Below are 16,127 nucleotides of genomic sequence, written 5' to 3'. Positions count from 1 at the left end.
CGATTATATGAAAAAACTTAATTCACTGCTGATAGGAATTGTTGCTATTATTCTTCTGCTCGGTATCGCCTCTTTTCGATTAGAACACACAAAAGGAGCAGCCAGCGGCAAAGTCCTGACTATCTACAATTGGGGCGATTATATTGATCCTAATCTGCTCAAAAAATTTGAAAAAGAGTACGGCTATAAAGTGGTCTACGAAACCTTCGACTCCAACGAAGCCATGATTACCAAAATCAAACAAGGCGGAACAGCATATGATCTAACTATTCCTAGTGAATACATGATTCAAAAGATGATTAAACAAGACGCTCTGATTCCATTAGACCATTCACGGATTAAAGGCCTCAATAATATTGACCGGCGTTTTTTAGATTTGGATTTTGATAAAAAAAATAAATACTCTGTCCCTTATTTTTGGGGAACTTTGGGTATTGTCTACAATGATAAACTTGTAGACAAAGGAACCATTAATCACTGGAACGATTTATGGAAACCTGAATTAAAAAATAATTTAATGCTGATTGACGGTGCCCGAGAAGTAATGGGATTAGCCCTAAATAGTGACGGGTATTCATTAAATAGTAAAGACATGACTCAACTTAATCATGCTGAAAATAAATTAACCGGACTCACAGCAAATGTCAAAGCCATTGTTGCGGACGAAATCAAGATGTACATGATTAATAACGAAAGCGCTGCTGCCGTAACTTTTTCAGGAGAGGCGTCTGAGATGCTGGATAATAACGAGAACTTACATTACGTTATTCCTGAAGAAGGTTCTAATCTGTGGTTCGATAATATGGTCATACCTAAAACGGCTAAAAATATCAACGGAGCTTATGATTTCATCAACTTTATGCTTGAACCAGAAAATGCAGCCGCTAATGCCGAATACATCGGATACTCCACACCAAACAAAAAAGCTAAAGCTATTCTGCCTGAAAGCATAACTAACGACAAACAGTTTTATCCAGATGATAAAACAATTGAAAATTTAGAAGTATATGAAGACTTAGGGTCAAATTATTTAGAAGTCTACAACGATTTATTTTTACAATTCAAAATGTATCGTAAATAATACAAAAAAGAGCTGAAACAATTAATTGCTTCAGCTCTTTTTTGATTTAACTAAATAACTTTTTGCCTGCTTCTTTTACATAAGCTCGTTCATTATGTTCTGCCAAATCCATACCTATAACTTCGTCTTCTTCGGTAGCACGTAAAGGTAAGAAGCGTTTGACAACCATCACAATACCAAAACTCATAATTGCGGAAAAAGCAATTGTAAAGATAATACTTTCAACTTGAGCAATAAATAAATGTGTATTACCGTATAATAAACCCGCATGTCCTAAACTAGGGTCAGCGAATATTCCTACCATCAATCCGCCAAAAATTCCGCCGATACCGTGACAGCCAAAAGCATCTAATGTATCATCCAATTTTAAGCGCCGTTTAATACTTACAATAAAGAAATAGCAGACCGGAATAACGGCTAAGCCAATCATCATAGCTGAAGCAGCCGATACAAATCCTGCTCCCGGTGTAATAGCAACTAGGCCGACAATTGAACCTGTACATGCCCCTACAATCGTTGGTTTTTCAACAAAGAATCGTTCGACTATCATCCATGAAATCATCCCGCTGGCCGCTGCAATATTTGTTGTTAAAAATGCATGAATCGCCAAACCGTTTGCTCCCAGAGCTGACCCTCCGTTGAAACCAAACCAGCCAAACCATAATAACGCAGTACCTAAGACAACGTATGGTACGTTATGCGGTGTGTTGTCTAATTTCATATAGTCTTTGCGTCGGCCGATTACAAGCGCTAAAACCAAGCCGGAAATACCTGAACTGATATGAATAACATTGCCGCCAGCAAAATCAATCGAACCGATTTTTTCCAAAAATCCATGTCCCCAGACCATATGAGCCATCGGAGCATAAACTAAAACTAACCATAGTATGATGAAGCTGACCATTGCTGAAAACTTCATCCGTCCAACCACTGACCCCGTTAAAATCGCAGTAGCAATTAACGCAAACATCATTTGGAAAATTGCAAACAGCATATCGGGAATACCTTTTCCTTCAGTTGCTGAAACACCTTTTAGAAACATTCGACTTAAATCGCCAACCCACAAACCATGACCGCTGAATGCTAATGAATATCCGGCAATGACCCAAACCAATGATGCGATACCTAACATACAAAAAACCATCATCATCGTATTTAAAATATTTTTTCTTCGTTCTAGTCCACCATAGAAAAAAGCCAACGCTGGTGTCATTAGAAAAACAAAACTTGAACAAATCAGAATAAATGCGATATCTCCTGAATTCATTTTGAACTCCCCCTCATTGATAAGATCAACTATCTAATATAAAGGGTAGTATATAGACAAAAATACCTATTGCCTATAAGATTTGTTAGATTATCTCACCTAAATCTAATTTTTTATTAATGTGTCTCAAACCATTTCGCAATTTCCATTAAGCGATGAATACGCAAATTAGGTAGCCCTGCTCGCGATAAGCCATGACTGGACTCAGGGTACATCACTAATTTTGTCGGAACACCAGCTTTTTTTAATCCTATATAAAATTGCTGACCTTGCTCTAATGGGCAGCGTAAATCTTCTTCGCTGTGAAGCACTAAAGTCGGTGTCTTAACATGATGCACATAAGCAAGCGGCGACATCTTCCATAAATCCTCCACATCAGATAAATCACGCTTCAATTGAAATTCTACAAAGAACGGACCAACATCGCTTGTTCCATAAAAACTCACCCAATTTGAAATAGAACGCTGGGTGACCGCAGCTCTGAAGCGATTAGTATGCCCGACAATCCAGTTGGTCATAAAGCCGCCGTAACTGCCGCCTGCCGCATAGATTCGCGACATATCAATTTCAGGATGTTCAGCTAAAATATAATCCATACCATTCATTAAGTCTTGGTAATCTTTGTTCCCGTAGTCGCCTAAAATGGAAGACACAAATTCCTGACCATATCCTTCACCGCCGCGCGGATTCAATAAGATAACGCCATATCCATTAGCAGCATGGACTTGCATCTCATGAAAGAAACTTTCACCATAACACACTTGCGGTCCGCCGTGGATGTAAAGAATGGCTGGATGATTTTCATCAGCTTCGACCGGAGGCAGATACCAACCTTGAATCTGCCAATCATCAACACTTTTAAACCAGAATTCTTGTGATTCACTTAATGTCACGTCTGCCAACCACTTGGTATTCGGGTTGTAGATGTCAGTCACTTTGCCTGTATCTAACGATAATTCTGCTAACACACTAGGTTGTGATGGGGTTGAATAGCCGACTAATAGATGTTCGTCATCAATTAAGGCTGAATCAGTAAAATGATAACTACCGCTACAGGCCATACCTGTTCTGCTCTCCATCGTCAGATTTTGTTTAAACCAGACAATCTTGCCCTTTTGTGTAACTGGAAAAAGAATCTCTTCATCTGACAGCCAGTGGCAATCAACTCCTCGATTAGCTTGCTGCGTGTCACTAATAATTGCATCACCGATTTCTTCATCAAAATCGTCCGTTAAACACACCAGCTCGCCTGTCGCAAAATAATAGACATATAAATTACTCTGTGTAACAAATGAATACCTAAAATCATTGCCGACCAGTAAACACTTTGATCCATCCGGAGACACTCCGACAAATGAAAAACTACCCTTAGAATACTCGGATGTCAATGAACGTTGTTCTTGCTCACGAACATCATAATAATAAACCGTCTTACCATACGTCCATTCATCTCGACTCAAATCATCTGCTAATAAGAAAAAGGATTCATCTGCTGCTGCATAAACTAATCGGCGTTTATGCGAACTCTCCAAAAGTATCGATGTATGCTCAGATGCAACATCAATTTTTTTAATTAAGTACTGTGAGTTCTTTATTTTTAATCCGCTGCCGTCCGTTTGATAACCTAATTTATCTGTTACATAAGCTTCTGCAAATTTCGATTTTTCTTTGTTTTCCGGTACTTCTGTTTCAAAATACAGACTCATTCCAGTACTAGACCACTGATAATGACTGATTGATTCGGTTTCCTTTGTCACCGCATAAGCCCGACCACCTGAAATTGGCATAATATAAATCTGTTGTTTATTATTTGCGCCCTTTGATAAAAAGCTTAGCCATTTTTGATTAGGTGCTAACTTTAATTGTCCTGAAATCGTACCCTCAATCCCCCATAAGGTCCGTTCTCTTGTCTTTTTATGGATACTGATTAATTCATTTTTATACGAATTTTCTTCTTGGCTAATACTAGTTTCTAAAAAGAAAAAGTGTGTCTTAGTATCAATCGGCTGCCCGATTGTTTTTAGATTAAATAAATCTACTCCCTGCATTTTTCTCATACATAAACCTCCTAAATCATACTGCTGTCATCATAACATGCTATGAATATTTGATAAATTAATAACCAGCCGATTTTCAAATCAGCTGGTTCATTTTATATATTTGGTTCATAAAAATTACCCATGATTGTCACGTTCTCAGAGATACTGACAAATGCCTTGGAGTCTGCTTCACGCATCACTTGCTGTAGTAATGGAATTTGGTCCCGTGTAATAATCGAAATTAAAATTGACTCTTTTTGATGATTGTACGCACCTTCCACGTCATTGATAATTGTAATACCGCGCCTGATACACGTTTGAAATTCATCAATCACTCTATCAGCGTTAGTAGTAATAATCATTACCTGCATTTTCTTTTGGCGGGTATAAACCATATCTACGACCTTACCATTAACAAAAATTGAAAAGGCGCTATAAAAAGCATATGGCCAGCCGAACAAGAAACCTGATGTCAAAATAATTCCGGCATTAAAAATGATATTCAGTGAACCGACATTACGCCCCGTCAACTTGCGAATGGTTACACTGATAATATCTAAACCACCCGAAGATAAGCCGCCACGAAGTGCTAAGCCGACACCCAGACCGCAAAGCGCTCCACCAAAAATCGCACAAATAATCGGGTCTTTTGACATTACTGTAATAGGAATAATCTGAATAAAAAACGACGTCATGAAGACTGAAATCATTGTAAAAATAGTAAATCGTTTACTGATTTTAAACCACGCGAGAATAAATAACGGAATATTTAAACAATACAACACAACCCCCATCGGCAAGCCGATACCTGATACTTTCTCAGTCAGTGTTACAATAATTTGCCCTAATCCTGTGACTCCACTGGCATAAATATGACCTGGCTGCCAAAACATATTTAAAGCAATCGCCTGTAAAATTCCGTTGACAATAGCCATTGATATTTTTTCCATATAAATACTGCCTACGACACTATCTTTGAATTTTTTGATTGACATCATGACGTATGGTCTCCTTCATCATAAGAAATGACTGTTTCTATTTATCTTCTGCTGTAATATCTAGATTCAACTCAAATAATTGAAGTGGTGATACAGTGCTTGGTGCATCGGTCATCAAGTCCATCGCACGACCATTTTTAGGAAAGGCGATAACTTCACGAATGTTATCTTTTTTAGCTAATAGCATAATCAAGCGATCAAGACCTAATGCAATTCCACCATGTGGTGGGAAGCCGTACTCTAAAGCGTCCATTAAAAATCCGAATTGTGCTTGTGCAGATTCTTTTGTAAAGCCTAATGCTGCAAACATATCTTCCTGGACATCACGTTGATAAATACGTAATGATCCGCCGCCTAGTTCATAACCATTTAAAACAACGTCATATGCTTCAGCATACACTTTTTCTGGTGCAGTCTTCAACAATTCAATATCGCTCACTTTAGGTAATGTAAATGGATGATGCGCCGCTGTGTATCTTCCTTCCTCTTCATCATATTCCAATAACGGCCAGTCGACAACCCATAAAAAGTTAAATTTATCTTGATCAATCAATTCTAATTCTTTTCCTAAACGGCTTCGTAATGCACCTAAAGAAGCTGCAACAATGTCTTTTTTATCAGCACAGAACATCAATAAGTCACCGACTTCTGCATCTGCCGCCTTAATTAAATCTGTCTCTACTTCTGTTAAGAATTTAGCAATCGGGCCTTTAAGACCATCAGCTTCTACTTTTACCCAAGCTAGGCCTTTCGCACCAAATTGTCCCATCCAACTACCTAGGTTATCCATATCTTTACGCGAATATTTATCGGCAGCTCCTTTCGCATTTAAAGCTTTTACCGTACCTCCTGATTCGATTGCAGATGTAAATACTTTAAATCCAGCATCTTGGACTGCATCTGCGACATCAATTAACTCCATGCCAAAACGCGTATCTGGTTTATCACTACCATAACGTGCCATTGCATCATCATAAGTCATACGTGGGAAAGGTAAGGTAATTTCCATGCCCATCACTTCTTTCATTACATTGAATAACATCTTTTCAGTGTAAGTTTGAATTTCTTCAGCCGTTAGGAAACTCGTTTCAATATCGACTTGAGTAAATTCTGGTTGACGATCACCACGTAAATCTTCATCACGGAAACAACGAACTATTTGATAATAGCGATCCACTCCCGCACCCATCAATAATTGTTTCGTTGTTTGTGGTGATTGTGGCAATGCATAAAAATGACCTGGGTGAACACGAGACGGTACTAAATAATCGCGAGCTCCTTCTGGTGTTGACTTGGCTAAATAAGGTGTTTCGACATCAATAAAGCCGTTATCGTCTAAGAAGTGTCGAATAACACTTGATGTTTTATGACGTAATTTAATGGTGTTGAACATTTCTGGACGTCTTAAATCCATATAACGATACTTCATCCGAATGTCATCACTCACTGTTTGAGCCCCATCCAATGAAAATGGTGGGGTTTTTGCTTTGTTTAAAATTGTAATAGCTTGGCCACGAACTTCAATATGTCCAGTTTTCATTTTAGGATTAATTGCCGATTTGTCACGCTTTATTACCGTTCCTTCAACTTCAACAACGTATTCACTGCGACAAGTATCCGCAAGCGCCCATGCCTCTGTTGAATCTTCAGGATTAAATACGATTTGCACAATTCCTTCACGATCACGCAAATCAATAAATACTAAGCCTCCTAAGTCACGACGTTTCTGCACCCAACCTTTAAGGATAACCTTATTTCCTAAATCAGCTTCTGATAATAATCCACAATAATTTGTTCTTTTTCCCATTGACTAATCTCTCCCTACCTGATTTTAACTAATAAAAAAAGCCCTTGTTAAATTAACTTAACAAGGACGAATGATTACGACATACGTGGTACCACCTATATTTAAGGCATTCGACTGACTGCCTTCTCTCAACCGATTAACGCTCGTAACGGAATGCCTTTTAAACATTCATCTCCAGAGTGTCTTTCCTTTTTTTGATTGCTTTCAGCCACGGCAATCCCTCTCTAATCTTAATGGAAAAAAAGTACTCGCTCTTTCACTGATATTACTAGTTATTATTAAATAAAGTACTAAATTTTTGTCTATTTGTCAAGGTATCATTCTGTTTTATTAATCTACTCTTATTATCTTTTTTTTGCTATAATAGTACTACTAACCGAAAATGAGGAACACACCGTGAGAAATGCTGAAAATAAAAAAAATACATTTATCTTATTTATAATTAATATTGCAATTATCGGCATCGTACTGTTAGGTTTTTACTTTATGCGCGGCAATAGCCAAATTGTCACTGTTAAGACGATCGCCTTAAACGTTCGCGAACAACCGACTGTTAAATCAAAAATTATTTCACAAGTCCATCAAGAAGATAAGGTGACAATTAAAAATGAAAAAAATGGTTGGTATAAAATCCAGTTACCTGATAAATCAACCGGCTGGGTGGCCGATTGGTTGATTTTTGAAGGGAAATCAGGGCCATTTACTAGTTTGCCGGGGATTATTAAAAGTTCTAATACCGACTTGAAAAAATCCCGTGCAGAGAAAAGCAAAACGATCGCCACATTAAAACGCAAGCAGGCTGTTAATGTCACTTTAGAATTGAACGGCTGGGTTCGCATCCATACTGAGGACAATGAGACCGGTTGGATTAAGTCAAGTGAATTGGCAATTCGCAAAAGTCATTACCCGTCACCTAAAGAAAACGAACCGCTCTATGTTGCTTTAGACGGCGTCATTTTACGTAAGACCAGCAACCTTAACGGAGAATCTTTAGGCGAACTGGACTATAACGCAAAGCTGTCCTATGTCGGAGAGGATAAAGACTGGTACCACGTACAAACAAAAAAGGGAACACTAGGGTATCTCCAAAAATGGGAGGTCACAGACTATCAACTAGCTGCTAAAGACAAACGCCCAAACCCTCCAATGGCGGAATATGCAGTCATGCTCGATGCCGGTCACGGCGGTAATGATCCCGGCGCTGAATCTAATGACGGTAAAGTATTTGAAAAAAATGTTACATTAGCTACTGCTTTAACTGTGCGAGATTATCTCGAAGATCAAGGGTTTTCAGTGTTCATGACACGCGATAAAGATGAATTTGTACCATTACATCAGATTGCCATCAAGAGCAATGAGAGTCGCGCAGACGTCTTTATTAGCATGCACTATGATTCAACACAACAAGCCAACGAAAGCTCCGGAACGACTACCTTTTACCGGAACACACAAGACAAAAAACTAGCTAACCTCATTAACAATGAGTTAGCCAGCCAGCTCCCGTTAAATAACCGCGGATTTGGTAATCAAGATTATCAAGTGCTGCGAGAAAATAAAAAACCTGCAATTCTGATTGAATTAGGTTACATGAATAACGATACTGATGCACAATATGCACAAAGCAAAAAATACCACACGTTTGTTGCTAAGGCGATATACAGTGGCTTAATAGAATTCTTTAAGCCTTTTAAAGAAGAAACAATTAATTAATTCACTAGCTTTTCAAAAAATGAGTAAGTATAACTGGACTGAATGCTTAATAAAAAAACACCCCTTACCAACTTTATTTCATATAAAGTCAATGAGGGGTGTTTTTTCTATTTATTTTTTATCTTACAGGATTGATATCTCCGTCATCAAAAAGGCTTAGATTGGAATAACTCCCCATATTAACGCTGCTAAAGCACCTCCAATAAACGGACCAACGACTGGTACCCAGGCATAACCCCAATTGGATGTACCTTTATTTTTGATTGGTAATAATTGATGGGCCAAACGAGGACCAAAGTCTCGTGCAGGGTTAATTGCATACCCTGTTGGTCCTCCTAGAGATAAACCTATTGAAACAATCAGCAAACCAACCACAACAGGATTTAATCCATTACTAAATTCTGATTGTGTGAAAGCCAAAAGTGAGAAAACCAACACGAATGTTCCAATCAACTCAGTCACCATATTAGCTATTGGATACTTAATAGCTGGTCCAGTAGCAAATACACCAAGAATAGCATCCGAATTTTCTGTTGCCTCCCAATGAGGTAAATAAGTTACCCAAACCAAGATACCCCCGACGATTGCTCCGGCCGTCTGAGCAAGGATGAATGGTACAACTAAACTCCACTCAAAATTACCAGTCATCGCCATACCTAAAGTTACTGCAGGATTTAAATGAGCTGGTCCCATATAACTTGCAGCAAAAACACCTATCGTAACAGCTAATCCCCAACCCAGAGTGATTGCAACCCAGCCAGCGTCCTTAGCCTTGCTTTTCGCTAAACTAACCCCAGCTACAACACCATCACCTAGTAAAATTAAAATCAAAGTCCCTAAGAACTCGCTGAATATTTGAATCCCATTTGCACTCATTTTAATCGCTCCTTTTTACTAGTATGGGTTATACATCTTCTTTACGTAAATGCTTAAACATCTTGGTTGCCTTGACAGCTTCTTGCCAACCCTCGTATAAAAAGTTGCGTTCGTTTTCATCCATTTCTGGTTTGAATATTTTTCCCTCACCGTTGAACGTTTTCAATTCATTGATATCTTGCCAAAAACCAACTGCTAATCCAGCTAAATAAGCAGCTCCTAGTGCTGTCGTTTCCAAATTCGGTGCCCTTTGAACATCGATATCTAAAATATCCGCTTGGAATTGCATTAACATATCATTTTTAGCAGCTCCGCCATCAACCTTAAGCAAAGGAATCTCGATACCTGCATCATGCTGCATGGTCTGAATAACATCTTTTGACTGATAAGCTACCGCTTGCAGCGTTGCTTTCACAAAATCTTCTTTCGTCGTTCCTCTTGTTAGTCCAAAAACAGACCCACGCGCATCTGAATCCCAATGCGGTGCACCTAAACCTGTAAACGCTGGTACTACATAAACACTATTGTCTCCTTTCGAACGATTTGCGATTTCCTCTGACTCTGGAGATGTTTCAATCATTCTCAACCCATCACGCAACCATTGAATCGCTGAGCCCGCAACAAAAATAGATCCTTCTAAAGCATAGTAAACTTTACCATTTATTCCATAACCGATTGTCGTCAATAATTTGTTTTCTGATAACTGTGGTGTTTCACCCGTATTCATAACAATAAATGAACCTGTACCATAAGTATTTTTTATCATACCTGGTTCAAAAGCTAGTTGACCAAATAGAGCAGCTTGCTGATCTCCTGCCATACCAGAAATTGGTACTTCACTACCATAGAAATGGTAACTTTGAGTATATCCGTACACCTCTGAATTGCTCTTAACATCCGGTAACAGAGCTTGAGGAATGTTCAATAGTTCTAAAATTTCTTGATCCCATGTCAAATCGTGAATATTAAACATCATAGTTCGTGACGCATTAGAATAATCTGTTACATGGACTTCCCCATTCGTCAACTTCCAAAGCAGCCATGTATCAATAGTTCCAAAGGCTAATTCGCCTTTTTCAGCACGTTCTTGAGCACCCTCAATATTATCTAATAACCAACGAACTTTTGTTGCTGAGAAATACGCATCGACCACTAATCCTGTTTTTTTATGAATTAAATCTTCATGACCATCTTTAATCAACTGATTAGCTATGTCTTTTGATTGACGCGATTGCCACACAATAGCATGAGAAATCGGCTGACCTGTTTTACGATCCCAGATCACAGTAGTCTCTCGTTGATTTGTGATACCGATTGCTTTTACTTCATAAGGTTTAATTCCTGATTCAATTAAAGCTCCTGCGATGACTGATTGAACAGAATTCCAAATTTCATTTGCATCATGCTCTACCCACCCCGACTTAGGAAAATATTGCGTAAACTCCTTTTGTGAAACTCCCGCTTTATTCCCTTTTCTATCAAATAGTATGGCACGTGAACTAGTTGTTCCCTGATCAATAGCTAAAATATACTCTTTTTTTGTCATTGACTTTCCTCCTATACATTAAAGATAGCGCTTTCTTATAATATCATATCTAACTGATTTTATAAACAAAAACAGTCTGAAAGATACTACCATTTAAATCTTTTCAAACAATATGTGCTCTCAGACTGATTATTATACTATCATCCTTGCGATAAACAACTATTCATAGATTGTTGTTAAGATAGATATGTATTTTTCGCTATAAATTTTACGTATTAACTGTTTTAATTGTTTAATGTCATAACTTGTGCCTAACTCAGATAAAACATAATAACTATTAGAATATTCGTAATCTTGTTCATTGGTAATAACCAAGTCATACTCTGTATCTGCTTGATAGACTTGACATGTCACACCGTTCAAACTATCTAATTGTAGCTTAATCATTTGTATCGTCATTTCTTTAAAAAGAGACGTCATATTTAAATCAACAGCTATATTTACATTACGATTAATCTGTCGATCGACCAACATTAGAATACTTAAATACTTTAGTTCTGTCAGTTGATCCAGACTAGTACATACAGATGAGTCCTTCACTAAGTGACGTTTAGCAGTCTGCAATAAAAAATTAGATAATTTTTTTATGCTGTGGCTGGAAAGCGATTCTTCTAGTTCCCACAGATGAGATGTCGAGTGAATTTCAATATCACCTTTAAAAAAATAAAGCCTTGGATGGTTTTGGAACAAGTGATAAAACATCTTATTTTGCGCATCTTTGGACAACGTCAGTGGCGCATAGTATTGCAAAATACTATCCAGAATAACTTTATCAGTTAAAGCTGTCGGTGTATATTTTGATCGTATCGAAATGTAGTTTTCAACATCCTCTTCTGACAAAATTGACATAGAAATGATAAAAATAAACTGCATCATTGCTTCCTCATCATCAAGGATCAAAGCATTTTGCGCTGTATAGTCCTTCAATAATTGTCGAATATTTAAATACATAAGATCCATCTCAAATGGTTTAAATAATTTTCGCAACTGACAATAACGTTTATTTTTACAAAGTGCGCGTTGATTACAAACTGTCAACCAGACATGTAGCCTTTCAACACTTTCTTTACATAATGACGTAACCAGTTTTTCTTCTAACAAACAAATAAAATCATGTGGATTATCACATGTTATTTCTTTAAAATTATGGTCAATACACCAAATAAGTTGGAAGTAAAAATAGCGAATTTGATGCTCTTCTCCTGTTAAACGTCCTTGCCAAATCATCATACCAAATTCTTCTAAATAATTATTTAATTCTTTTATTTTACGAAACAAGGTTGATTCGCTTAGACCAAGTTCTTCAGCTAGATGCACCGTTGAAAACTCCGGATGATAAAACAAATATATCAAAATTTTATATCGAATCGCCTCTGTATAAAAGTCTCTTTCAACCTGTTTTAATGAAAATTTCGGTACAAGCATAACAGCTAACCATTCTCCATCATATTCAAGTGTTATCTTCTTCTGATATCTCGTTAATTGCAGCATCAACTCAGACACATAGGTCTCTAACGACGCCTTAGAAACATTTAAACAGACATGCATATCATTAAAACGCATCTTCCCCCCTGCAAATATCAGTTTTTTTAATAAAAGTAGTTGTTTCGCTTCTTTTCTCTCTAACAAATCATCGTATTTCAACCCAATCAACTTCCTTTTCGAAAAATCGTCAACTCTTTTTACTACTATTAACTTTTTCGACTAACCATTTGGTCAACCAATATTTATTTACTAAATCGTTTTAATTATTTATCTGTTCATATAGATATTTCAATTAATAAAAAACATAAACAATTATTCATACACTAATAATATAACATTATACCTAAATTTCTGCCATACATTATTACTCACATACGATTAAAAAGTGCGTTAACAAACACTTTTTATACTAAATAACCATTACACACTCAACGATTGATTTAAATGAAAAGATATCTATTGATTTATTTTTTACTACTTACATTTGTAAAAACCAATGATAAAAAATCTTTTTTATATTTTATTCATTATTTTTTAATAACCCAAAAAATATATTTTTAAACAAAATACATAACGAATTCTAATAAAAAAGAGTTAGCTTATCACAAACTAACTCGCACATTTGATTATTTATGGTCTGTATCAAAAATAATAGTTACTGGACCATCATTTTCAATCGCTACTGTCATGTGAGCACCAAATTTGCCTTCTGCAACTGATAACCCATGCTGACGCAATCCTTGGTTAAAATAATTGTATAAAAATAAAGCCTCATCAGGTTTGGCTGATGATGTAAAACTCGGGCGATTGCCTTTTTTGGTATTGGCCAATAACGTAAACTGTGAAATTGACAACACCGATCCGTCGACTTGATGAATATCCAAATTCATTTTACCTTCCGTATCTTCAAACACTCGCAATTTGCTAATTTTTTTTACCAAATAATCAGCATCTTCTTGCGTGTCACCGTCTTTTACGCCGACCAGTAGTACATAGCCGATACCAATTTCTCCTAAAATTCGATTATCAGCTGACACACTACCTCTGGTAACTTTTTGCAGAATAACGCGCACATTATCACTCCTTTATCCAGTCGTCCGTCGAACACTATGAACATCTGGGATTGTTTTTATTTTATCAACAATTTTTTCTAAATGGGACAAATTATGCGCACCGACAGTTAAATAAATGACAGCCATTTTATTTTTTAAAGGACGAGCTTCAACAGCCATTAATTTTTTAGTATTGGCATTGACCACTAACAAGATATCATTTAATAGTCCTGAACGATTGTACCCGTAAATTTCTAAATTAGCTTTATATTCTTGAGAACTATCAGAAGCACTGTCTTCCCATTCGACTTCAATCTGTCGTTCTTGAACTTCTGGTGAACTTTTCATATTTGGACAATCACGACGGTGAATGGATATCCCACGACCTTTAGTAATATATCCGACGATATCATCACCCGGAACTGGATTACAACAACGGCTTAACCGAACCAATAGATTATCTGCTCCTTGAATCACCACACCGCCTTCGTGGCGAATCCTCATTTTTTCGTGCTCTGATGTTTTTTTCTGAACGGTCTGCGTCATCAACTCATCAGCTTCTTCTTTTTGTTTCTTGATGCCTCTCTCGTGACGTTCTTTTTCAGTTAAACGATTAAAAACAACTTGTGCTGTCACTTCACCGAAGCCAACACCAGCAAATAGATCATTTAGTTGATTATAGTTGAATCTATCCAACAAATCGGCAATTTTTTCCTTAGTAAAGAATTCTTTAGGCGCAAAATCATTATCCATCAAATATTTTTCAACAGCCGATTTGCCCTTTTCGATATTCTCCTCACGATCTTTGACCTTAAAAAATCGCTTAATTTTATTACGCGCTCGTGCTGTCGCAACGAGATTAACCCAGTCACGACTTGGTCCAAATGAATTAGCCGAAGTCAACACTTCAATGATATCTCCGTTTTTTAATTTGTAATCTAACGGCACCATCTTACCATTAACTTTTGCACCGGTCGTTTTATTGCCGATTTCCGTATGAATATTGTATGCAAAATCCAACGGTCCCGATCCTTTTGGCAGCTCAGTTACATCACCTTTAGGTGTAAAAACATAAACCATATCACTAAAAATGTCCCCTTTAACACCTTCCATGAAATCAGAGGCATCATAAGATTCATCTTGCAATTCAATAATTTCACGCAATAAGCTGATTTGATGGGCAGATTTATTTTCTTGCTTATCTGTTTTACCTTCTTTATACGCCCAATGTGCCGCAACCCCAAACTCTGCAATCGCATGCATATCATGTGTTCTAATTTGTATTTCGACTGGATTTCCTTTAGGTCCGATAACCGTCGTGTGCAATGATTGATACATATTAGTCTTAGGAACGGCGATATAGTCTTTAAATCTACCCGGCAGAGGCTTCCATTTTGTATGAATGGCACCTAAAACTGCGTAGCAATCCTTAATTGTTTCGACAACGACACGAATCGCCAATAGATCATAAATCTCATTGAATTCTTTTTTCTTATCCGTCATCTTACGATAAATTGAGTAGATATGCTTTGGTCGTCCATAGATCTCGCCGTTAATGCCTAATTCTTTTGTAGATAGCTTGATTTCTTCAACAGCTTCATTGATATATGCTTCACGTTCAGCACGTTTTGACTGCATCAAATTAACAATCCGATAATATTGCTGAGGATTTAAATAACGCAATGACAAATCTTCTAATTCCCACTTGATTAAACTAATCCCTAATCGGTGAGCCAGCGGTGCATAGATTTCGATTGTTTCTTTAGCAATTCGACGCTGTTTATCTTCTCGCAGATGTTTCAGCGTACGCATATTATGTACTCTATCCGCTAATTTAACCATAATAACACGTAAATCTTGCGCCATAGCCAACAGCATCTTACGATGATTTTCAGCAAGTTGTTCTTCGTGTGAGCGATACTTGATTTTACCTAATTTAGTAACTCCGTCTACCAACATAGCTACATCATCACCAAACTCTTTTCTTAAATCTGCCAATGTAGTCGCCGTATCCTCAACCACATCATGTAAAAATCCGGTAGCAACCGTATGTGGATCCATATTTAAATCTGCCAGAATTCCTGCAACTTGAATCGGGTGAATGATATAGGGTTCGCCGGATTTTCTGAACTGCTCTTTATGTGCTTCAGCAGCATAGTCACATGCCTTTTGCACAAATGCAACATTTTCCGGACTCATATATGTCGACACCATTTTAATAACTTCTTGTGCCGTTAAAATCTTTTCTTTTGGCATGTTCCTCTCC

The 16,127-nt window shown here is 37.2% G+C and carries 11 protein-coding genes and 1 other annotated feature; of the genes, 2 read left to right on the top strand and 9 right to left on the bottom strand.

Annotated elements, in window-relative coordinates:
- Positions 1-7: 7 nt before the first annotated feature.
- Positions 8-1,081, top strand: coding sequence for an ABC transporter substrate-binding protein (locus tag CBF37_RS03320; protein ID WP_125983302.1), 1,074 nt, complete (start codon positions 8-10; stop codon positions 1,079-1,081).
- Positions 1,082-1,127: 46 nt separating this feature from the next.
- Here the strand turns inward: CBF37_RS03320 and CBF37_RS03315 are convergent, their stop codons facing one another.
- The 4 genes from CBF37_RS03315 to aspS form a co-directional block, all read right to left on the bottom strand.
- Positions 1,128-2,348, bottom strand: coding sequence for an ammonium transporter (locus CBF37_RS03315; protein WP_125983301.1), 1,221 nt, complete (start codon positions 2,346-2,348; stop codon positions 1,128-1,130).
- Between the two features lie 116 nt (positions 2,349-2,464).
- A complete protein-coding gene (locus tag CBF37_RS03310; protein WP_125983300.1) occupies positions 2,465-4,405 on the bottom strand; it encodes an alpha/beta hydrolase family protein in 1,941 nt (646 codons plus the stop codon).
- 95 nt (positions 4,406-4,500) lie between these two features.
- Positions 4,501-5,376 (bottom strand): YitT family protein, encoded by an 876-nt coding sequence (locus CBF37_RS03305; RefSeq protein ID WP_420824160.1) that lies wholly within the window; start codon positions 5,374-5,376, stop codon positions 4,501-4,503.
- 46 nt (positions 5,377-5,422) lie between these two features.
- Positions 5,423-7,192, bottom strand: coding sequence for an aspartate--tRNA ligase (gene aspS, locus CBF37_RS03300; RefSeq protein ID WP_125983299.1), 1,770 nt, complete (start codon positions 7,190-7,192; stop codon positions 5,423-5,425).
- 59 nt (positions 7,193-7,251) lie between these two features.
- Positions 7,252-7,461: a binding site (T-box leader), on the bottom strand.
- A 127-nt stretch (positions 7,462-7,588) separates the two neighbouring features.
- On the opposite strand from aspS, the gene CBF37_RS03295 reads away from it, so the two are divergent.
- A complete protein-coding gene (locus CBF37_RS03295) occupies positions 7,589-8,902 on the top strand; it encodes an N-acetylmuramoyl-L-alanine amidase family protein (RefSeq protein WP_125983298.1) in 1,314 nt (437 codons plus the stop codon).
- A gap of 156 nt (positions 8,903-9,058) precedes the next feature.
- On the opposite strand, the gene CBF37_RS03290 is transcribed toward CBF37_RS03295, so the two are convergent.
- From CBF37_RS03290 to CBF37_RS03270, 5 genes are all read right to left on the bottom strand, one after another.
- Positions 9,059-9,778: an MIP/aquaporin family protein gene (locus CBF37_RS03290; protein WP_125983297.1), complete on the bottom strand. Its 720-nt coding sequence runs from the start codon at positions 9,776-9,778 to the stop codon at positions 9,059-9,061.
- A 28-nt stretch (positions 9,779-9,806) separates the two neighbouring features.
- Positions 9,807-11,324 carry a glycerol kinase GlpK gene (gene glpK / locus CBF37_RS03285; protein WP_125983296.1) on the bottom strand — a complete coding sequence of 506 codons (1,518 nt, stop codon included), beginning with the start codon at positions 11,322-11,324 and terminating at the stop codon, positions 9,807-9,809.
- A 159-nt stretch (positions 11,325-11,483) separates the two neighbouring features.
- Positions 11,484-12,968 carry an AcpB/EbpR/MafR family transcriptional regulator gene (locus CBF37_RS03280; protein WP_125983295.1) on the bottom strand — a complete coding sequence of 495 codons (1,485 nt, stop codon included), beginning with the start codon at positions 12,966-12,968 and terminating at the stop codon, positions 11,484-11,486.
- A gap of 467 nt (positions 12,969-13,435) precedes the next feature.
- Complete coding sequence (gene dtd, locus CBF37_RS03275) at positions 13,436-13,882, bottom strand: D-aminoacyl-tRNA deacylase (protein WP_125983294.1); 447 nt, start codon at positions 13,880-13,882, stop codon at positions 13,436-13,438.
- A gap of 12 nt (positions 13,883-13,894) precedes the next feature.
- A complete protein-coding gene (locus CBF37_RS03270) occupies positions 13,895-16,117 on the bottom strand; it encodes a RelA/SpoT family protein (protein WP_125983293.1) in 2,223 nt (740 codons plus the stop codon).
- Positions 16,118-16,127 lie beyond the last annotated feature (10 nt).

The sequence above is a fragment of the Vagococcus vulneris genome, from assembly GCF_003950515.1.
In the GTDB taxonomy this organism is placed as follows: domain Bacteria; phylum Bacillota; class Bacilli; order Lactobacillales; family Vagococcaceae; genus Vagococcus; species Vagococcus vulneris.
The sequence above is the reverse complement of the archived record's forward strand: the minus strand, read 5'-3'. Positions and strand labels throughout refer to the sequence as shown.